At 45.9% G+C, this 20,535-nt stretch carries 18 protein-coding genes, 1 pseudogene and 1 riboswitch; of the genes and pseudogenes, 9 read left to right on the forward strand and 10 right to left on the reverse strand.

The window, feature by feature from the left end:
* Positions 1-21: 21 nt before the first annotated feature.
* Positions 22-1,278 carry a hypothetical protein gene (locus ICN10_RS01180; protein WP_216211558.1) on the forward strand — a complete coding sequence of 419 codons (1,257 nt, stop codon included), beginning with the start codon at positions 22-24 and terminating at the stop codon, positions 1,276-1,278.
* A gap of 48 nt (positions 1,279-1,326) precedes the next feature.
* On the opposite strand, the gene ICN10_RS01185 is transcribed toward ICN10_RS01180, so the two are convergent.
* From ICN10_RS01185 to ICN10_RS01200, 4 genes are read right to left on the reverse strand one after another with little or no spacing between them, the layout of a single operon-like run.
* Positions 1,327-3,594 (reverse strand): arginine/lysine/ornithine decarboxylase, encoded by a 2,268-nt coding sequence (locus tag ICN10_RS01185; protein WP_216211560.1) that lies wholly within the window; start codon positions 3,592-3,594, stop codon positions 1,327-1,329.
* Entirely contained in the window at positions 3,591-4,508 is a 918-nt protein-coding gene (locus tag ICN10_RS10185; protein ID WP_216211563.1) for an ion channel, read from the reverse strand. The genes ICN10_RS01185 and ICN10_RS10185 overlap by 4 nt, the downstream gene beginning before the upstream one ends.
* 12 nt (positions 4,509-4,520) lie before the next feature.
* Positions 4,521-5,087, reverse strand: a complete 567-nt coding sequence (gene dcd / locus ICN10_RS01195; RefSeq protein ID WP_216186498.1) for a dCTP deaminase — start codon at positions 5,085-5,087, stop codon at positions 4,521-4,523.
* A 40-nt stretch (positions 5,088-5,127) separates the two neighbouring features.
* Positions 5,128-5,970, reverse strand: a complete 843-nt coding sequence (locus tag ICN10_RS01200; protein WP_216211566.1) for a formate dehydrogenase accessory sulfurtransferase FdhD — start codon at positions 5,968-5,970, stop codon at positions 5,128-5,130.
* Positions 5,971-6,131: 161 nt separating this feature from the next.
* Here ICN10_RS01200 and metG point away from each other — a divergent pair, with 161 nt between their 5' ends.
* The 5 genes from metG to ICN10_RS01225 all read left to right on the forward strand — a co-directional run bounded on the left by metG (position 6,132) and on the right by ICN10_RS01225 (position 10,653).
* The gene (metG, locus tag ICN10_RS01205) at positions 6,132-7,802 is read left to right on the forward strand and encodes a methionine--tRNA ligase (protein ID WP_216211569.1); all 1,671 of its coding nucleotides are present in this window, start codon (positions 6,132-6,134) and stop codon (positions 7,800-7,802) included.
* A 103-nt stretch (positions 7,803-7,905) separates the two neighbouring features.
* Positions 7,906-8,094 (forward strand): DUF3460 family protein, encoded by a 189-nt coding sequence (locus ICN10_RS01210; RefSeq protein WP_215346799.1) that lies wholly within the window; start codon positions 7,906-7,908, stop codon positions 8,092-8,094.
* The gene (locus tag ICN10_RS01215; RefSeq protein WP_215346801.1) at positions 8,087-8,950 is read left to right on the forward strand and encodes a ScpA family protein; all 864 of its coding nucleotides are present in this window, start codon (positions 8,087-8,089) and stop codon (positions 8,948-8,950) included. The genes ICN10_RS01210 and ICN10_RS01215 overlap by 8 nt, the downstream gene beginning before the upstream one ends.
* Positions 8,947-9,798: a pantoate--beta-alanine ligase gene (gene panC, locus ICN10_RS01220; protein WP_216211571.1), complete on the forward strand. Its 852-nt coding sequence runs from the start codon at positions 8,947-8,949 to the stop codon at positions 9,796-9,798. The genes ICN10_RS01215 and panC overlap by 4 nt, the downstream gene beginning before the upstream one ends.
* Positions 9,799-9,978: 180 nt before the next feature.
* Positions 9,979-10,653: a DUF4239 domain-containing protein gene (locus ICN10_RS01225; protein WP_216211574.1), complete on the forward strand. Its 675-nt coding sequence runs from the start codon at positions 9,979-9,981 to the stop codon at positions 10,651-10,653.
* 29 nt (positions 10,654-10,682) lie between these two features.
* Here ICN10_RS01225 and ICN10_RS01230 read toward each other — a convergent pair whose 3' ends face one another.
* The 6 genes from ICN10_RS01230 to ICN10_RS01255 form a co-directional block, all read right to left on the reverse strand.
* Entirely contained in the window at positions 10,683-11,615 is a 933-nt protein-coding gene (locus ICN10_RS01230) for a methionyl-tRNA formyltransferase (protein WP_216211577.1), read from the reverse strand.
* Between the two features lies 1 nt (position 11,616).
* Positions 11,617-12,864 carry a formyl-CoA transferase gene (frc, locus tag ICN10_RS01235; RefSeq protein ID WP_215399878.1) on the reverse strand — a complete coding sequence of 416 codons (1,248 nt, stop codon included), beginning with the start codon at positions 12,862-12,864 and terminating at the stop codon, positions 11,617-11,619.
* Between the two features lie 140 nt (positions 12,865-13,004).
* Positions 13,005-13,433, reverse strand: coding sequence for a PAS domain S-box protein (locus tag ICN10_RS01240; RefSeq protein ID WP_216211580.1), 429 nt, complete (start codon positions 13,431-13,433; stop codon positions 13,005-13,007).
* 71 nt (positions 13,434-13,504) lie between these two features.
* Positions 13,505-14,755, reverse strand: a complete 1,251-nt coding sequence (gene frc / locus ICN10_RS01245) for a formyl-CoA transferase (RefSeq protein WP_216211582.1) — start codon at positions 14,753-14,755, stop codon at positions 13,505-13,507.
* Between the two features lie 48 nt (positions 14,756-14,803).
* Positions 14,804-16,513, reverse strand: a complete 1,710-nt coding sequence (gene oxc / locus ICN10_RS01250) for an oxalyl-CoA decarboxylase (protein WP_068323857.1) — start codon at positions 16,511-16,513, stop codon at positions 14,804-14,806.
* Positions 16,514-16,715: 202 nt separating this feature from the next.
* On the reverse strand, positions 16,716-17,333 hold the full coding sequence (locus ICN10_RS01255; protein ID WP_216186477.1) for a Crp/Fnr family transcriptional regulator: 618 nt from the start codon (positions 17,331-17,333) through the stop codon (positions 16,716-16,718).
* Positions 17,334-17,415: 82 nt separating this feature from the next.
* A riboswitch (cobalamin riboswitch) is annotated at positions 17,416-17,631 on the forward strand.
* A gap of 131 nt (positions 17,632-17,762) precedes the next feature.
* On the opposite strand from ICN10_RS01255, the gene ICN10_RS01260 reads away from it, so the two are divergent.
* The 3 genes and pseudogenes from ICN10_RS01260 to ICN10_RS10190 all read left to right on the forward strand — a co-directional run.
* Positions 17,763-19,895 carry a TonB-dependent receptor gene (locus tag ICN10_RS01260; RefSeq protein WP_216211585.1) on the forward strand — a complete coding sequence of 711 codons (2,133 nt, stop codon included), beginning with the start codon at positions 17,763-17,765 and terminating at the stop codon, positions 19,893-19,895.
* Positions 19,896-19,997: 102 nt separating this feature from the next.
* Positions 19,998-20,285 carry a hypothetical protein gene (locus ICN10_RS01265; RefSeq protein WP_216211587.1) on the forward strand — a complete coding sequence of 96 codons (288 nt, stop codon included), beginning with the start codon at positions 19,998-20,000 and terminating at the stop codon, positions 20,283-20,285.
* Positions 20,266-20,481 (forward strand): annotated as a pseudogene (locus ICN10_RS10190) (cell division protein ZapA); the annotation flags it as partial. The gene ICN10_RS01265 and the pseudogene ICN10_RS10190, both read left to right, overlap by 20 nt.
* Positions 20,482-20,535 lie beyond the last annotated feature (54 nt).

The following is a 20,535-nucleotide window of genomic DNA, read 5'->3' on the forward strand; positions in this document are numbered from 1 at the left end:
AAAATTCAATCGGGTTAAATAATGAACTTTCTTTCCTCAATTCGTAAGACGCTCCCCGCGTGCATATTCACTCTTGCATTAGGCGGTTGTGGATCAACAACAGCACCGGACTTTAGTGCGATGTCGGCAAAGTATGCCAATACGCTTGAGCAATACCAGATCAATATGATCTTTCAGAATATCTTGCGCTCTTCTGAAAATCGCCCAGTGAGTTTTTTAGATATGCCGACAATCAACGGCTCGGGCTCCTTCACCGTTACTCCATATGCAAGCGCATTTTTCTCGGGTGGCATTCTGCCCTACAACTCCAGCTATCTTCCGATCAACGGTGCACTTAACAGCATCACCCCCGGAGTATCCCTATCGGTTGGCAATACATTTAACTTTACGCAATCTTCCTTAGATAACGCAGTATTTTGGAAGGGCTATTTGAGTGAACTCCCAATAGAGACGGTGAAGTATTTTGAACACAACCATATACCGAAGGAAGTTCTACTTAGCCTAGTGGTTGATCAAATTATCATTACTCAGCCTGACGGCTCACAAACTTATCTAATTAATAACCCCCTACGACCTGACTATCCAGAGTTTCAAAAACGACTCTATAAATTGATTGGTTATGGTCTTGGCGCTTACTTGGTAGATACCTCCCAAAAGGTTGGGCCTCCCGCAAACATGAGCACTCTTAAGTCGAATTTTGGCGGCAATACGCTTGAAGCCATGAAGAGCGCAGATATCATTTTGCAAAAAGTTGGACCGCCATCAGAACTTAAATTTCAACCAATCCAAGTATCAAAAAAATATAAGCTTTGCATCAAGACCAAACAATATGAAAATTTTGTCCGGGAGGAGTTTGGTGATGAAATTTTTTGCCAAGAAACGCTTGCACAAGATCTAAAGAAAACTAGCCCTACTCAGAAGGCATTACCCAAAGCTGAAATTCGGATACGTTCCACAAATAATATATTTGAGTTCCTGGGCCAGGTAGTTAAAGCACAGTTGGCGGACCCACCTTATATGCTGACTCTACCCCCAACCGCAACTACCTTTAACAGCAATAAAAGCGCTTCAAATGAATATTCGTTATTAGTAGTTGACAAAGATAAACCTCAGCCAAGACCCTTCTCAAGCATCGAAGGCCTGGATGGCAGCGTCTATAGTATTCCCAGCCAGAACAGTGGCTACTCACCTCTCGCCATCAAGTTGCTATCCCAATTTATGTCACTACAGAAAATTCCGGGAAGTATTCCAGCATCTCCATCGGTATTGCTGAAGTAGAGAAATCTTTATTCACAAAATAAATAAGGCCCCTAGGGGCCTTATTTATTAGAGGGTGATATCACGCTCTTGCCTGACACAATCGACGTAGTACTCGCTTTTTCCATCCACGCTAGTTTTGACCAAACCGTGGATATCCGTTTCAAATCCAGGGAACTGCTCGTTGAAGTCTCTAGCGAAGTAGAGATAATCAATGATGCGTTTGTTAAAGCGCTCGCCCGGAATCAGCAATGGTATGCCTGGAGGGTACGGTGTAACCAACATTGCAGTCACACGCCCTTCCAGTTGATCCAGCGGCACACGATCTACCTGTTTGTGAGCCATCTTCGCCCATGCCTCTGAAGGCATCATCGCAGGAACCATGTCAGAGGTATACATCTCGGTAGTCATACGCGCTACATCACGGCTCTTATAGAACTCATGAATCTGCTGGCAGATATCTTTTAAGCCAACGCGCTCATAGCGTGGGTGTTTAGCTACGAACTCTGGCAACACTTTCCACAAAGGCGCATTTTTATCAAAGTGGTCTTTGAACTGCTGCAATTCAGTTACAAGAGTATTCCAGCGACCCTTAGTAATACCAATGGTGAACATAATGAAGAAGGAGTACAGGCCACACTTCTCTACGATCACACCATGTTCAGCAAGGTACTTGGTAACGATGCTAGCCGGGATACCCATCGAGCCAAAGTTACCCTCAATATCTAAGCCAGGCGTTACTACTGTAGCCTTAATAGGATCGAGCATATTGAAGTCTTTAGCCAACTTACCAAAGTCATGCCAAGCAGCGGATGGCTCTAAGACCCAATCTGAACGCTCACCAATACCCTCTTCGGCCAAATGATCTGGACCCCAGACCTTAAACCACCAGTCAGCACCAAACTTATCGTCCACTTCACGCATAGCGCGACGGAAGTCCATTGCTTCAGCAATAGATTCTTCAACCAAGGTTGTGCCACCAGGAGACTCCATCATGGCTGCAGAGACGTCGCATGACGCAATAATCGCGTACTGTGGACTGGTCGAGGTATGCATCAAATAAGCTTCATTGAAACAGTCGCGATCCAACTTCGTATCTTCCGCATCCTGCACCAACACTTGAGATGCTTGGGATAAGCCAGCCAATAACTTATGGGTGGACTGGGTAGCAAACATCAAACTCTTCTTGGTGCGCTTACGATCCGAGCCAATGGCATGCATATCCTTATAGAAGGGATGGAAGGCAGCATGCGGCAACCAAGCTTCATCGAAATGCAAAGAGTCAACTTTGCCATCGAGCATCTCTTTAATCATCTCAACGTTGTAGACGATGCCGTCATAGGTACTTTGAGTCAGCGTCATTACGCGAGGTACTACGTTCTTATTCTTAATGAATGGATTAGCATCAATTTTCTTCTGGATGTTTTTCCATTCAAACTCTTCTTTTGGAATCGGGCCAATAATGCCCAGATGATTGCGGGTAGGCATCAAGAAGATAGGAATCGCGCCCATCATGGTGATGGAATGAATGACAGATTTATGGCAATTGCGATCAACCAATACCACGTCACCAGGAGCAACAGTAGAGTGCCAAACAATCTTGTTTGAGGTTGAAGTACCGTTAGTTACGAAGAACAAATGGTCAGCATTAAAGATGCGGGCAGCATTGCGCTCACTCTGCAGCACTGGGCCGGTATGGTCTAAGAGTTGGCCCAATTCTTCAACAGCATTACACACGTCAGCGCGAAGCATGTTTTCGCCAAAGAACTGGTGGAACATGCGCCCCACTGGGCTCTTTAAGAATGCAACGCCACCAGAGTGACCAGGGCAATGCCAAGAATACGAACCTTCAGAGGCGTAGTTAGTTAACGCGCGGAAGAATGGTGGGGCTAGAGAATCCAGGTACACCTTTGCTTCGCGAATGATGTGACGTGCCACGAACTCCGGAGTGTCTTCATTCATATGAATGAACCCATGCAATTCCCGCAAGATGTCATTCGGCATATGACGTGAAGTACGGGTCTCACCATACAAGAAGATTGGAATATCTTCATTACGCTTACGCACTTCGGTAATAAAAGCACGTAGGTTATTTAAAGCCGGAAGATCATGGTCTTCAGAATCGGAATCAAACTCTTCATCATCAATCGAAACAATGAAAGTCGATGCGCGAGAAGCTTGTTGAGCAAACGAAGTCAGGTCACCATAGCTAGTTAAGCCAATAACCTCCATACCTTCATTCTCAATCGCCTCAGCGAGGTCACGAATTCCCGAGCCCGAAATATTTTCGGAGCGGAAGTCCTCATCAATAATGATGATTGGGAAACGAAATTTCATAAATACTCCCCTACTAACTTGTCCGATGAATTCGGAACCCACTTATCAAAATTGGTTAGATCAATTACTCGATCGCCGTCTGGTAATGCTGTGACTATATCGATGAATGTCGCATTTTGCTGCACATCTTTAGGCAAGTAAACATGGCGAGCGTAGACCTGATTGGCTAAGCTCTCGTGATAACCCGTAAAGGTAATAAGTAAATGCCATTGGCGCTCAATTGCCGCTTTACCCAAGTAGTCTTTTAGAGCACTTGTCTCATCAATACTATGCATTGCAGTCCAGGTTAATGAGAACACTGGGCTCTCAGAACGGTGTAACTGCAATTCGACTGAGCGTCGATAGCGCTCACCTTCACTCGTCATACTTTCGGCGATCAACCACAGACGTAACTGCGCCTCAACAATATGTGAGCTGCGATCATTGGCTACGCGAAACTTAAATGTTTGTACGCCATCATGACTTCCAACGACAGCCACTTTAGAGAAGCGTACACCAGCAGTCGGTCTAGTGAAACGCGCAAAAGCCAAACCCGTGGTTAATGCCGAATACACAATTCCAAAAAAGGCTTCAAAAGTCACAATTGCATTTGGCCAACTGCCTATGGGCGTCATACGACCATAACCAATTGTTGCCATAGTTTGCACGCTGAAGAAAAATGCATCTAATAGCGAACCTGGCTGGGTATTGGTAATAGCGCCATCACCACAAGCTAAGTAGGCTAATGCAAATATGAGGTTGCCGCCCAAATAAACCAAGACGACCAACAGCAAGAAGCTGCCCCAGCTGGTCCCTAAAAGCCAGTGATAAAAATTATTTTCTGGACGCGCAATTTCAGTACGCGAGAGTGTTGCGCGATATTCATCTAAATTAATTCGCGCAGGACGGCGATTAAATGGAAATAATTTACGCACTGCCGTAATGGCTTAGGTCTTTGGCAGGGTCACGCCCCGCTGACCTTGATATTTACCACCGCGATCTTTATACGATGTACCACACACTTCATCACTCTCAAAGAAGAGTACTTGTGCGCAACCTTCACCCGCATAAATCTTGGCAGGCAATGGCGTGGTATTTGAAAACTCTAAAGTGACATAACCTTCCCACTCAGGCTCGAATGGTGTGACGTTCACAATAATGCCGCAACGTGCATATGTACTCTTACCAACGCAAACGGTTAATACGCTACGTGGAATCTTGAAGTACTCGACCGTTCTTGCTAGTGCAAATGAATTAGGCGGAATGATGCAAACATCACCCTTGAAATCAACAAAGGATTGCTCGTCAAAATTCTTCGGGTCAACGATGGTGCTATTGATATTGGTAAAGATTTTGAATTCGTCTGCACAACGAATGTCATAGCCATAGCTTGAAGTGCCATAACTTACGATTTTGTTTCCTGAGGCGTCTTGGCGAACTTGCCCAGGTTCAAATGGGCTGATCATGCCTTGCTCGCCCATGCGGCGGATCCAGTGGTCAGATTTAATAGTCATGGGCGAATTGTAAAACCTTCGCCCTCACCTGCCCACGAATTTATTGAGGTTTTTGGCTAAAAACGACCCTCTCTGGGGCGTTATAGATCTCGAAGTGTTTGCCAGAGCAGCGAGACAGGATAGTGAGATTGGTTTTGCGAGCCAGCTCTAACCCCATCAAAGTGACTCCTGAGCGGGTCAAGAGGAAAGGAATGCCCATCTGGGCGCCCTTAATGACCATCTCCGAGGTTAGGCGGCCAGTAGTAAAGAAAATAAGATCCCTACCCGGTTTATTGGCCAACCACATCAAGCCAGAAATCGAGTCGACTGCATTATGGCGACCCACATCCTCAATGAAATGCAAAAGGCGCACGCCCTCATTACCGTCGCGCTCAAAAACTGCGCAGGCATGGACCGAGCCAGACTTTTTATAAATGGTGTCGTGAATACGGATCGAGTCAATCAAGGTAACTATTGCCTCTTGAGACAATGTCGGACCTTCAGGCAGCTGAATCTCGTCCATCTCCTCAATAAGGCCACCAAACATCGTGCCTTGTCCACATCCCGTCGTCACCACCCGCTTACTCGTTAGGGCATCAATATCCACCGTACTCCGGCGGGTTTTCACAGCGGCTGAATCTGTCTCCCAGTCCACCTGAATGCTCTCGATATCGTCCGGAGACTCAACTAGGCGCTGATTACGCAAATAGCCCAGAACTAGAGCCTCTGGGGCACTACCCAGCGTCATGAGGGTCACGACCTCACGCTTGTCTAAGTAAATAGTTAGAGGGCGCTCGCCAGGAATATGGGTCTTTTTAAGACGTCCCATTTCATCCATAACCTCAACCTCATGCACTACCGGCACGGAGGCACAGGACATCTGAATATTGGGTTTTGCTGCCATAAATACTCTCTCGCGGTCGGGCTTAAAGGAAGTTTATCGGTGTTTATGAAGACTTCACGGTGCTTTACTTTAACCGCAGACTAAAATCACTGCATAAGCCAGCATAATTGAGGGCTAAACCCCAGTTAACCTTTTAACCTTCTTATTTAAGTCCGCATTACATGAGCAGTTCCCAACGCCGCCTTCTTGTTACCTCCGCCCTACCGTATGCCAATGGTCAGATCCATATCGGCCATCTGGTGGAGTATGTACAGACCGATATTTGGGTTCGCTTCCAAAGAATGCGTGGTCATGAAGTGCACTACGTTGGCGCCGACGACACTCACGGCACCCCCATCATGTTGCGTGCTGAAAAAGAAGGTCTTACCCCAAAAGAACTCATCGCTAATGTTTGGAAAGAACATAAGCGTGACTTTGACAACTTCCTGATTTCATTCGATAACTACTACACCACAGATAGTCCAGAGAATGAAAAGCTTGCGCAGAGTATTTACATAAAGCTGCGTGATGCAGGATTGATTGAAAAGCGAGCTATTGAGCAAGCTTACGATCCTGTAAAAGAAATGTTTTTACCGGATCGCTTTATCAAAGGCGAGTGCCCTAAGTGTGGTGCGAAAGATCAATATGGTGATAACTGCGAAAAGTGTGGCGCAACCTACTCACCTACCGACCTCAAGAATCCGTTTTCAGTAGTTAGCGGCGCAACACCAATTAAAAAGATTTCTGATCACTACTTCTTTAAGTTATCGGATCCGCGCTGCGAAGAGTTCTTGCGCGACTGGACTCAAGTAAAAACACCGTTGCAGCCAGAGGCTCGCAATAAGATGAAAGAGTGGGTTGGTCAACCCGGCGAAAGCAAGTTGGGCGACTGGGATATCTCCCGCGACGCCCCGTATTTCGGGTTTGAGATCCCCGACGCGCCAGGCAAGTACTTCTATGTCTGGCTTGATGCCCCTATTGGTTACTACGCTAGTTTCCTCAATTATTGCCAGGCTAAAGGCCTGAATTTTGATGAATGGGTTAAGCCAGACACTACAACTGAGCAATACCATTTCATCGGCAAAGATATTCTGTATTTCCATACTTTATTTTGGCCAGCTACTCTGCAATTTGCAGGTTACCGTACGCCAACTAATGTATTTGCACATGGCTTCTTAACAGTTGATGGCGAGAAGATGAGTAAGTCACGCGGCACACTCATCTCTGCAAACAGTGTGATTGAATGCGGCTTTAATCCAGAGTGGTTCCGTTATTACTTTGCAACCAAGCTGAATGACAGCATGGAAGATTTGGATTTAAATCTTCAAGATTTTGTCGCGCGTGTTAACAGTGACTTATTGGGTAAGTACATCAACATCGCAAGTCGCAGCGCTGGTTTCTTGGTAAAGCGTTTTGGAGGCGTTGTTTCTGATGAAGCAATGAGCAATCCACTACTAAAAGAAATTGCATCATCTAGCGAAAAAATTGCTGAACTCTATGAGGGACGCGAGTATGCCAAAGCACTGCGTACCGTCATGGAACTTGCAGATAAAGTAAATGGCTTTGTTGACGAGAACAAGCCATGGGAAATCGCTAAAGATCCAGAACGTGAAGCTGAGTTGCAAAGGGTTTGCAGTATTACTCTTGAAGCATTCCGCATGCTCAGCCTGTATCTCAAGCCGGTTATTCCACAGGTAGTTGCTGGCGTCGAGGAATTCTTCTCCTTGCCACCCCTTTCCTGGGCCGACATTAATACCCCGCTTTCTAGCAAAAACCCCATTAAGGCCTACAAGCATCTAATGACCCGTGTGGAAGCCCCTCAAATTGAGGCTTTACTAGCGGCAAACTTGTAAAAATACCCCTAAAAAGCACCTATAATGGCGATTGTAGTCCCTAGATAACTTTTCGAATTAATTTCATAAGTTATTGAATTTATTGAGTATTTTAGGAAATGCCATGGCAAGATATCAATCTGAATTCACCCAGTTCTTAAATGAACTCAAGACCGAGCATCCAAACCTCGAGGCTGAGCAACAAGCGGGCCGCGCCCTCTTGTGGGACAAAGAGCCATTGAGCGTTGAAGATCAACGTCGCGCCAAAGCTGCAAAACTCAAGCAACGCGCTTACGTTTATTCGAATGACTGAGCCCAGCACTCAGCCAATATCCGATTTACTAGATAGCACTCCATCGGTTACCGATGGCATGTCGGAAGCGTTCGCCAAACTGTATGGCGAACCACTCTTTAAGCTCCCTACTGATCTTTATATTCCACCTGATGCACTAGAAGTTTTTCTAGAAGCATTCGAAGGGCCATTAGATCTATTGCTTTACCTCATTCGCAAACAGAACTTCAACGTTCTGGATATTCCAATGGCGCAGGTTACCCAGCAGTATCTGAGCTATATCGATCAAATTCGTCATCACAATCTAGAGCTAGCTGCCGAGTATTTACTTATGGCCGCTATGTTGATTGAAATTAAGTCCCGCATGCTCTTGCCAATGAAGAAGGCAGATAGCGAAGAAGAAGTGGAAGATCCACGTGCTGAATTGGTACGCCGCTTACTCGAGTACGAGCGCATGAAGCTTGCTGCTCAAGAGCTTGATCAGATTCCACAACAAGGTCGTGACTTCCAAGTGGCCCATGGCTATGTGGATACCACCATTGCGATTGCATGGCCCGATGTCAATGTAGAAGACTTACAAGCAGCTTGGCGTGACGTGCTCCACCGCGCCAAACTGACTCAGCATCACACCATTACTCGTGAAGAATTATCAGTACGCGACTTTATGACACGTATCTTGCGCCGTTTACAAGGCACTAAATTCGTAGAGTTTGGTGAGCTGTTTGAAGATGCGATTAAGTCAGGTAAAGGCATCCCTGTGGTGATCGTGAACTTCATCGCAATGCTTGAACTCTCACGTGAAGCTTTGGTAGAAATTACTCAAGCTGAGCCGTATGCACCAATTTATGTGCGTCTTGCCTATACCCCTGTTGCATGAAAATCATTAGCGACATTCAGGAGTTGCGCGACCATCTAAGAGGTCAAAACCGAGCTTCATTTGTACCAACCATGGGTAATCTTCACGAAGGTCACCTATCTTTGATGCGCTTGGCAAGACAACATGGTGATCCTGTAGTTGCCAGCATTTTTGTGAACCGTTTGCAGTTTGGTCCTAACGAAGATTTTGATAGCTACCCTCGCACCATGCAGGCTGATATCGATAAGCTAGAAAAAGAAGGTGTGTACATCCTTTTTGCACCAACTGAGCGCGACCTATACCCACAGCCACAAGAGTACCGCGTTGATCCACCGCAGCAATTAGGGGATATCCTCGAGGGCGAGTTCCGTCCAGGGTTCTTTAAAGGTGTTTGCACCGTTGTTCTCAAGCTCTTCTCTTGTGTTCAGCCTAAGGTTGCCGTGTTTGGTAAAAAAGATTACCAACAGCTAATGATCATTCGTCAGATGGCCAAGCAGTTTGCTTTGCCAGTTGACATCATTCCTGGCGAAACGATTCGCGCAGAGGACGGTCTTGCACTCTCCTCTCGTAATGGCTACCTCTCTGTTGAGGAACGTGCTGAAGCACCAGAGCTCATGAAAGCATTAAAAGAAGTACGCCAACGTGTACTTGATTTGAATGTACGCGATGTGAAGACCATCTCTGAAATTGAAAAATTAGCAGTTGCTTCTCTTGCTGGGCGTGGCTGGGAGCCAGATTACATCGCCATTCGTCAGCAAAGTGATTTAGCGCCTGCATCGAACGAGCAACTGCAGGCTGGTGAGCCGCTTGTTATTCTGACGGCGGCTAAGCTTGGTAAAACACGCTTGATTGATAACCTAGAGATTTAATCATTCGGGCATCTAGGGGCATGCTTTCAGAATTTGGCAATGGCAAATCATGCCTTAAGCAGCGCCGATAACTTAGAAAGGTGCAAATTGCAAAACTTATTTTTCAAAACTGAGCTTAGTTTAATCTTAGCCCTTTGTATTGGGTTTATAGGGCTCTCAACCATCATTACAGTGCTCTTTGTGAGTCCAAAAAGCAAATCCCTGCTTGAAAGATATGAGGGTCTCGTTGCTCCTTTTTTTAGCCTACCTGCAGTTCTATTTTCCTTAACCGCCGCCCTGCTGGCAACCTCCGTTTGGGATAACTATAGTGTTGCTACTAGAGCCATTAAAACCGAGAGTCAAAGCATTATGACTGTTATCAGCCTAGCAAATTCCGCTCCTTACTTGAGAGATAGCAACCTTTCAGCTTCAGCCAAAGTCTATATTAAGTCAATCATTGAGGATGAGTGGAAAACGTTAGCATCAGGACGATCAAACTCACCAATTACTAATGAAAAATTTATCGTCATGAGATCAGAAATATTTAAGGCGGTGAATATTCAGCCCGATAAGGCTGAATCAAAGGCATTGTTAAACGAGTTCTATGCAATCAATACCGCGCGTGAAACTCGTCAAGCTTATGCTTCGTTTGACCTTCACCCCGTTCGCTGGTACGCAATCCTTTTTTTAGCAGTATTGGTGCTGATATCTGTCGCTTTTAGTCACTCTACGAAGCCGAAAGCCTTGATGGTAGCAATGTCAATCGCCACCCTCACTGTTCTCACGCCGCTTTGTATTCTGGCTTTGACCTTTAGCAGCCCCTATCAAGGTCTAATTTCGATCTCGCACGCTCCTTATTTGCAGATCATCAAATAATCTGCAGGGGCTAATCGAGGTCAACGGGGTTACAGCGTGAAGAACTGCCCTACTTCTAAATTCAGTTCTTTAGCCAATTCAGCGCCAGTGACCTTGCCTGCAGCGCCTTTGGCTTTGAGGACTTCAATCTGTCCGCCATGGCAGGTGATGAAGAATGAATCTAGCGTGATCTGAGTTACTTCTCCAGGCTTGCCTTTGACGGCACCGAATGTAGCGGCTACATGCTTATGGCAATCGTAGATCTGAACCTTTTGCTCGCCGAACTTCGTCCATGCACCAGGCGCTGGATTACATGCGCGAATCAGGTTATAGATTTGACTGATGTGTGTAGCCCAATGAATCTGTGCAGCGTTCGCGTCAAACCAACCTTCATAGTTCGCTTGTGATTCATCTTGAACGATTTCTTGATGCTTGCCTGCGACTACTAAGTCAGCAGCTTCGAGCAATGCTTTAACGCCGATTGGGAAAAGATGATCAAAGTAGATCTTGCCTAATGTGTCATTAGGCCCAATGGCAACTTCTTTTTGCAAAATTACTTCGCCTTCATCCAGACCATCAGATGGACGGAAGATTGTTAAGCCCGTTTTCTCTTCACCTAATGCGATTGCCCAGTTAATAGCACTTGGACCGCGATATTTAGGTAGGAGTGATGGGTGATATTGAATAGTGCCGTGCTTCGGGATCTTGCAGAGCTCTTGCGGCACAAATTGAATGACATATGCCATTACACAGATGTCTGCATTGCTATCTATCATGGCCTCAGCAGCCTCAGGACCCTTCAGGGAGGCGAACTGCAAGGGGTTTAAGCCCCTTGCGAGTGCAGCTTCTTTTAAGACTTCCGGCTTGCTTGATTTGGGATTATCGGGTGGACAGAAAACGGCAACCACTTCATCGCCGCGATCTAAAAAAGCTTCTAATGCCGCTTTACCAAAATCCGCACTCCCAATCAAAGCAACCCGCATCTTAGATCACCTTATCGTGACGGAGAGAAATCAAATCGTCAGTGGTGTAACCCAACTCATGCAGAATCTCATCGGTGTGCTCACCAAGCAATGGTGAACGAGTTACATCCGTTGGGCTATCAGACATCTTGATTGGGTTACCAACAGTGAGGTACTTGCCACGAATTGGATGATCCACTTCAACCACGGTACCAGTAGCGCGCAATGCAGGCTCTTCAGCAATTTCTTTCATGGACAAAATTGGTCCACATGGAATGTCGTACTGATTGAGGATATCCATTACTTCAAACTTTGTCATCGTCATAGTCCACTTCTCGATCTCACCGAAAATTTCCATGAGATGTGGCAAGCGTGCCATTGGTGATGCGAAACGTACATCCGTAATCCAATCTTCACGACCGATTACTTTGCAAATTGCCTCCCAAACTGGAGCCTGAACGATTACGTACATATAGGCGTTTGGATCTGTTTCCCAACCCTTACATTTCACAATCCAGCCCGGCTGACCACCGCCAGAAGCATTGCCTGCGCGGGGTACAGAGTCGCCGAACTCACCGTTCGGGAACTGTGGGTACTCTTGCATCAAGCCAACACGCTCTAAACGTTGTTGATCGCGCAACTTCACACGGCACAAGTTCAATACTGCATCTTGCATTGCTGCCAATACCTTTTGACCACGGCCAGAGTGAGTACGTTGATACAGAGCAGTCACAATACCGAGCGCCAAATGCAAGCCAGTTCCGCTGTCTCCGATTTGTGCACCAGTGACCATTGGAGGGCCATCGTCAAAACCAGTAGTTGATGCTGAGCCGCCAGCGCATTGCGCTACGTTCTCATACACTTTGCAATCTTCGTATGGACCAGGGCCAAAGCCTTTTACAGAAGCCATGATCATCATTGGATTAAGTTCTTGAATACGCTCCCAAGAAAATCCCATGCGATCCAAAGCACCCGGTGCAAAGTTCTCAACGAGCACGTCACACTCCTTAATGAGGCGCTCAAGAATTTCTTTACCCTTTTGGGTTTTGGTATTTACGGTGATAGAACGCTTGTTATGGTTCAACATCGTGAAGTACAAACTGTCGGCATCAGGGATATCGCGCAACTGACCGCGTGTTGCATCACCTTCGCCAGATTTTTCCACTTTGATTACGTCAGCACCAAACCAAGCCAGTAACTGAGTACAGGTTGGGCCTGATTGAACGTGCGTAAAGTCGAGGATTTTGACCCCTTCTAGTGCTTTTGCCATGATTTAAGTCCTAATAAGAATGAAAATTTTGAATTGAGGCAATTTTACCAGCGGGAAATAGGTAAAAATGATGCGTGCCCAATATTTGGGCACAGATCCCTTCTAAGCCTGTATTGGCGTCGCTATAAGGCTATATGCGGCTAAGGCTGAGGATTTTCAAGGTCAGCAAGACGCTTTTTAAGAGCTCTTTCCTGGGCAAAACGCTCGGTTTCATCCCGAATGATTGCCACTACACCATTGGCCTTACCGGAGGCGTCGAATAGCATTCCCACAGTAAAGGCAATCGACAGCATGCTGCCATCTTTGTGTTTGGCAGGTACCTTTAATAGAGAGGCTCCATAGCGGGTGGTGCCGGTCTCCATGGAATGGCTGTAACCCTCATTATGTTTTTGAAGTTGGCGCTCAGGAACAATGAGGTCGAGCTTATGACCGAGAGCCTCTTGCTCCGAATATCCAAAGATACGAGTAGCAGCAGGATTCCAAAGCGCAATCTTTTCATGGGCATCGGCCACGATGATCGCATCACCTACGCACTCCACTAATTGATGTAAATCGATATCGGTATTCATGAGTTCAGTCTATAGAATAAAAAAGGCGCCCACAAGGAGCGCCTTCAAGATAATGCCAGCGTTACTTATTATTAAACTGCTTTAGCTGTGTGCAACTTAGCGATGTCATCAGCGCTATAGCCAAGGTCAGCCAACACTTCATCAGTGTGCTCACCCAATACTGGAGATGGCTTCACTTCGATTTCCAAATCAGAGAACTTGATTGGGCTACCGATTGTCAAATACTTACCACGTACTTTGTGGTCAACTTCAACAATAGAACCGCTCTTACGCAAGTCTGGTGAAGCAGCCAATTCTTTCATTGAGAGAACTGGAGCGCATGGAATATCGAACTTGCGGAGGATGTCCACAGCTTCGTACTTAGTCTTGTCTTTGAGCCAGTCTTCAATAACTGCGAAGATGTCAAAAATCTTGTCTTGACGAGCTTCAGCAGTCATATACGCTGGATCGGTTGCCCACTCTGGTTTGCCCAAAGCTTTAGTAATTGGCTCCCAAGCATGACCTTGAATTGTGAAGTAGATGTATGCGTTTGGATCTGTTTCCCAACCCTTACACTTCAATACCCAACCTGGCTGACCGCCACCACCAGCGTTACCACCGCGTGGAACTACATCAGTGAATGAGCCGTGTGGGTACTGTGGATACTCTTCCAAGTAACCAACTTTGTCCAAACGTTGTTGATCGCGCAACTTCACACGGCACAAGTTCAATACAGCATCTTGCATTGAGCAAGACACTTTTTGACCACGGCCAGTTTTTTCACGTTGCATCAATGCTGTCAAGATACCGATTGCCAAGTGCATACCAGTGTTTGAGTCGCCCAAAGCAGCAGCAGAAACTGTAGGAGGACCATCCCAGAAACCAGTTGTAGAAGCAGCGCCACCAGCACACTGAGCAACGTTCTCATACACTTTTAAATCTTCGTATGAGTGACCATCGCTAAAGCCTTTTACAGAGGCCATGATCATTTTTGGGTTCAATTCTTGAATACGCTTCCAAGAGAATCCCATACGATCCAAAGCGCCTGGACCAAAGTTCTCAACCATTACGTCAGAAGTTTTGATCATCTTCTCTAAAACTTCTTTACCTTCTTGAGTCTTAGTATCCAAAGTCAAAGAACGCTTGTTGCCGTTCAACATAGTGAAGTACAAAGCGTCAGCACCTGGAATATCGCGCAATTGGCTACGTGTAACGTCGCCAGCACCTGGGCGCTCTACTTTAATAACGTCAGCACCATACCAAGCCAACAACTGAGTACATGCAGGACCTGCTTGTACGTGTGTGAAGTCAATAATGCGAATACCGTCTAATGGTTTAGTCATGTTGTTTCTCCTTAAGTCTTTCTTGTTTACTTCTAAATTTATCTTGGATTACTTCTTAGCAGCTGCTGTGGATGGGTTTAAGTTTGTTAAACGTCCACTCTCAGTACCTGCAGTTTCATCAATAACAGCATTGATGAGAGCTGGTTTACCGGCAGCAATAGCTTCTGTTAACGCTGCTTCTAACTCTGCTGGTGTAGTTACGTAGTAACCAACACCACCAAATGCTTCAATCATCTTGTCGTAACGTGCATCTTTAACGAACACAGTTGGAGCAACATCAGCACCACCTGTTGGGTTAACGTCAGTTCCGCGATATACGCCGTTGTTATTGAAAACAACTGTTGTAATTGGCAAGTTGTAACGGCAAATTGTTTCTAATTCCATGCCACTGAATCCAAACGCGCTATCGCCCTCTACGGCTACTGTTGGCAAACCGCTAGTTACAGCAGCACCAATCGCATAACCCATACCGATACCCATAATTCCCCAAGTACCAGAGTCAAAACGCTTACGTGGCTTATACATATCAACGATTGCGCGGCAATAGTCGAGTGTATTTGCGCCTTCGTTTACCAAGTTCACATCTGGGTTCTTCTTGATCACATCACGAATCACACGCAATGCACCATGGAAGTTCATTGGGTTTGCTTCTTTAGCCAATGTCTCTGCCATCTTGGCTGTGTTCTTATCTTTCTTCTCGGTGATAGCTGCAATCCACTCAGCGCTTGGCTTAGGAACAGCAGAAATACCTTTCAAGAGTTCACCAACGCATGAACCGATATCACCAATTAATGGAGCAGCGATTTGTACGTTGCTATCCACTTCGTTTGCTTGAATATCGATTTGGATGAATTTCTTAGGCTCTTTACCCCAAGTCTTACCTTTACCGTGTGCAAGCAACCAATTCAAACGCGCACCAACCAACAACACCGCATCAGCTTCAGCCAATACAAATGAACGTGCTGCAGAAGCAGACTGTGGATGGTTGTCTGGCAACAAACCTTTAGCCATAGACATTGGCAAATAAGGAATGCCAGATTTCTCAACCAAATCACGGATCTCTTTATCAGCTTGAGCATAAGCAGCGCCTTTGCCCAACAGAATCAATGGACGCTTAGCGCCCTTCAATACGTCTAATGCACGAGCAACCGCATCGGCTGCTGGGATCTGACGTGGAACTGGATCGATTACCTTGAAGATGGATTTCTTAGCTTCTTCAACAGGCATTGTTTGCGCGAGCAACTGAGCTGGCAAGTCCAAATACACACCGCCTGGACGACCAGAAACCGCAGCGCGGATTGCACGTGCAAAACCGATGCCGATATCTTCGATATGGTTAATACGATAAGCAGCTTTGCAATATGGCTTAGCCGCATTGAGCTGATCCATCTCTTCGTAGTCACCTTGTTGCAAGTCAACGATTTCACGCTCGCTTGAACCAGAGATCAAAATCATTGGGAAGCAGTTCACAGTTGCATTAGCAAGTGCTGTCAAACCATTCAAGAAACCAGGAGCAGAAACTGTCATGCAAATGCCTGGCTTTTGTGTCATGTAACCAGCAATCGCTGCAGCATTACCTGCATGCTGCTCATGACGGAAGCCGATAAAACGCAAACCTTCAGCCTGCGCTAAACGACATAAGTCGGTAATTGGAATACCAACCAGGCCAAAAATCGTATCAAGGTCGTTTGCCTTTAAGGCATCAATGACGAGATGGAAACCATCCGTTAACTGTGTGTTTTGATTATCTGTTGTCATAGAAATTTTTTAAGAATCACAAATCGCCCGATAAGGGCTAATGCAATTTAGCTTTCGCTAATGTCTCCAATTTAGTTATTAATCGCACTGCGGGATTTTTGACCCCGCTTAGGCTGAGATGAATATTAGGCTTGGGGAGGGGGTTCATCATTGACTTCGGTCAATTTCCCTCTAAATCCTGTAATTACAGCTGGGTGACTGCTTATACAAAAAGCTCTTTATGCTTTGTTTTGAGGCGACTCAAGGTCTCCGGGGAGAGGTTGAGGTAAGCCGCCAGCTCCTTTTTCGGGAGAAGCTCAAACAAATCCTCGTATTTACGCAGGAAACGCTCTACCCGACCCGGGGCATCGAGCATATGCAAAGTAATCGTATGAGCCATGATTTCACTCATCAGGCGCATGACTTCAAACTCAAAACTCTCTTTCAGAATCTTGTGCTGATCCAAGAACTCCGCCCACTTCTTTAGAGGCATCCGAGCCACGCGGGCCTTGGTCACAGAGGCAATACTGTAGGGGGCAGCCGTCTTCAGGCGCCATGCCGCATAGCTAGTTTCAATGTCTTTTTCGATGGCAAAACGCAGAATCATTTCTTTTGCATCCGCACTAGAAACAATACGCTTTAGGATGCCGTCCAAAACAAAGTACTGCTCCATCTGATGGTCGCCTTGATGAAGCAAAATTTCGGATTTTTTGAGGTCGGAGATCTCTAAATGACGCTCCAACTCGGCCATTGCAGCTGGATCCAAGCTTTTTAAGACCGAGTTTTGGCTCAACTGCAGGCGAATCAGGTTTTTTTCGGGATGCTTATCTAATACGGTCATCAATGCTTACTCCTAGACCTCATATTGTAGGCTTTTTTACCTTTTTGAGCGGGCGTTTTGGGCTTAGGCCCCACCAAATCCGCTAGAATGGCGGGGTCGTGGTGCTTTGTTGCAATGCAATAAAGTTAAACGGGAAACACTAAACGTGTGCTGCCCCCGCAACGGTAGGTAAATGCGTCTTTCATTGAATTCAAAGGCGTCAGGAATCTGACAAGGCCACTGTGCGCGTCAATCGCATGGGAAGGCCAGATTCTGATATTTACTAGCCCGGATACCGGCCAAGACAGGTGGAATTTTGCGGACGGGGATCTTCGCGCGCCAATAAAGCGCAACCTGCGCCTCATTGACGCCTGAACTCCTGCACGTGAAATTCTGTTCGACCCAGCTAACGGGGAAGTTAGCTAGGCAATCGATAACAGAAAGTCTTTTATGAAATCACAGTTAAAGCAGAAAAAAATCGCCGTAGTATGTGGTGCCCTCCTCTCCCTCAGCATCACCCAGGTAGCATTTGCAGAAAATAATCCATCCACACTCATTGTGACTGGTACGCGATTTGAGGAAAACCTTAATCAGGTCCCAGCGAACGTCAAAGTTATAACGCGGGATGAAATTGAAAACTCAACTTCCAACACAATCCCCCAGGTGTTATCTCAAATTGGCGGTTTAAGAGTAAGCGGCTTAAATTCAAGTGCCTTAAATCTGGATGCATCAGTTGATATGGGTGGATTTGGACCAACTGGCAACAGTACAACCGCAATTTTGGTTGATGGCATCCGAGTAAATCCCATTGATTCAGGCGGCATCGACTGGGAATCCATTCCGATCGACTCAATTGAGCGAATTGAAATTCTTCAGGGTGGCGCAAGCGTTCAATACGGCAATGGTGCAGTTGGTGGCGTGATCAACATTATTACTAATGGCGGCAAGAAAACCATTAACCAGGCCTCTGCGACCTATGGTACTTGGGGCACTTCTATTAACAATGCCATCTTCAGAAATACGGTCGATAAAACCACTGTACAAGTCAGTGCGAACACATCCAATACCAATGGCTGGCGCCCCAATACAGCGGCAAACGCTTACTCCATCGATGCAAAAATTTTGCAAGATTTAGGCAACAGAGATCGCTTGTTTGTTGATGCTTATTACGGCTACACCAATTCACAACTTGCTAGTCCTGTAGTTGGATTGGTTGGCTCAGGAAACCCACTCTCCGTTAGACCGCAAAATGCAGGCAATAACATAACAACCAACAATTCTGGCTTTCGCCAAGGATTAACAAAAACATTAAGCGAGAATTACGTAGTAGAAATTGATACCTCTTATAACAATAAATCTTCTTTCTTCTACGTACCCCAAGCAGATTACTTTGCTAGCCCCGAGTTTGGTTCAGCCGGTAGTCCGATGAATAATAAATTGCAGGGCTGGCAACTTGCTTTGTCACCACGTCTGAAGGCAGACTTTGGTGTTATTGGTACTTCGATTTTTGGCTATGATTTCTCGAAAGCGAATCAAGCTGGCAGCAATAGCTACACACCACAATCTCAAAGCATTATTCTCGCGAATCAATTCGATGCCACGAGCAATCCCTTTGGAACTTATTACAACAATCTAACAAGCGACTCGCAAAACGCTACACAAATTAATAATTCAGTCTACGTAATGCAAAGAGTCCCACTAGGAAATATTTTGGAGGCAAGCGGAGGATTCCGCCGACAAGTGCAGCAAGCATCAACGACTAGTTCTGCCATTAGCGCATCAAATGGGACCGTCTCCGGCAATCAGCAATATGCTGCTAATGCGGGAGATTTAGCGCTTAATGCCAACTACCTGCCCGGACAACGTGTGTATGTGAAATGGAATCAGTCCTTCAGATTCCCTAACATTGACGAATACTGGGGTCTGCTATACAACCCAACAACCCAAACCACCTCAACCGTCTTTAGCGGGATTTTGCAACCTCAAACAACTCAGACATATGAGGTTGGCGGCCACTGGGATGTTTTGAGCTCTAAAGTGACATCATCAATATTTAAGTCGATGACACAAAATGAAATTAGCTATAACCCCGCCACAGGTTACAACTACAACTCAATTTATCAAGTGAATCGCGGCGGAGTTCTATTGGATGTTGCATCCAATATTTCACCTTCACTCAATATTGGCTTCGGAGGAAAATACCAAAAGTCATACTATGCCAATGGGCCTTTTTCCGGAAATGCTATTCCAGTAGTTCCAGACACGCTTCTTAATGCTAGAGCAAATTACCTCATTGCAACAAATTGGACTATCGGTGGAGTAGTGAATTACGTTAGCAGTCAGCATTACGATACCGGCCCAAGCTACTACAGCGCAACACCAGTTATGCCGTCTTATGTCATTGGAGATATATTTACCTCGTATAAGTTCCAGGGAGTCGAAGCGCGTCTTACAGTCAAAAACGTTGGTAATGCGCAATATGCCACGTACGGAACTGCGCCAAGCAATGTCTCAAGTCGTTACTCCTACTACCCTAGTGAACCAAGGTCGGTTTTTGTAACCCTGAAATACAACTTCAATTAAATGCCCCAGCAATAATTCACCTACTTTAAGCCCCAATTCTGCATTGCGGGACTTAAAGTAGCGTCCTCCCCCATGGGTGGAAGCTGAGGCTACAATGCCAATATGAGTGAATTAAGCCCAATTCCCCCAAGCGAAGATGCTAGCGACCTGAATTCGCTCAGCATCTCTATTGCCCGCGTATCTGAAAAAATTTCATTGATTGAAGATGCAGTAAAAAACTTGAATCAAAATCGAGCGCAACTGGAAGGCAAGATTGATGATGCTCAAAAACGCGTTCAACGCATTTTGAGTCGCTTACCAGATCAAAGTGATGGTCGCCAACTAAATCTACTTGGCGAAGTTGCTACACCCAATAATCTAGAGGATGATAATGAGCCAACAACGCATTGAAGTAAGTCTTGCCGGCCAAAAAATCACCTTAGCAACGAGCGCTGAGCATGAACCTCTATTAAGAGCAGCATGCGTCCTAGTTGACGAACAAATTCAGCTTGCTATTAGTGGTGGTAACCGTAGTATTGAACGCGCTAGCATGATGGCAGCACTCAAAATTGCCGGCGATCTCATTACATTACAAAAAAATCAAACGCAGCAAAGTACTTCCTCTAACGTGAGCTCCGATGAAATCACCCGCCTGCAAAGT

It is taken from the genome of Polynucleobacter sp. 86C-FISCH, assembly GCF_018882415.1.
Lineage (GTDB): Bacteria > Pseudomonadota > Gammaproteobacteria > Burkholderiales > Burkholderiaceae > Polynucleobacter.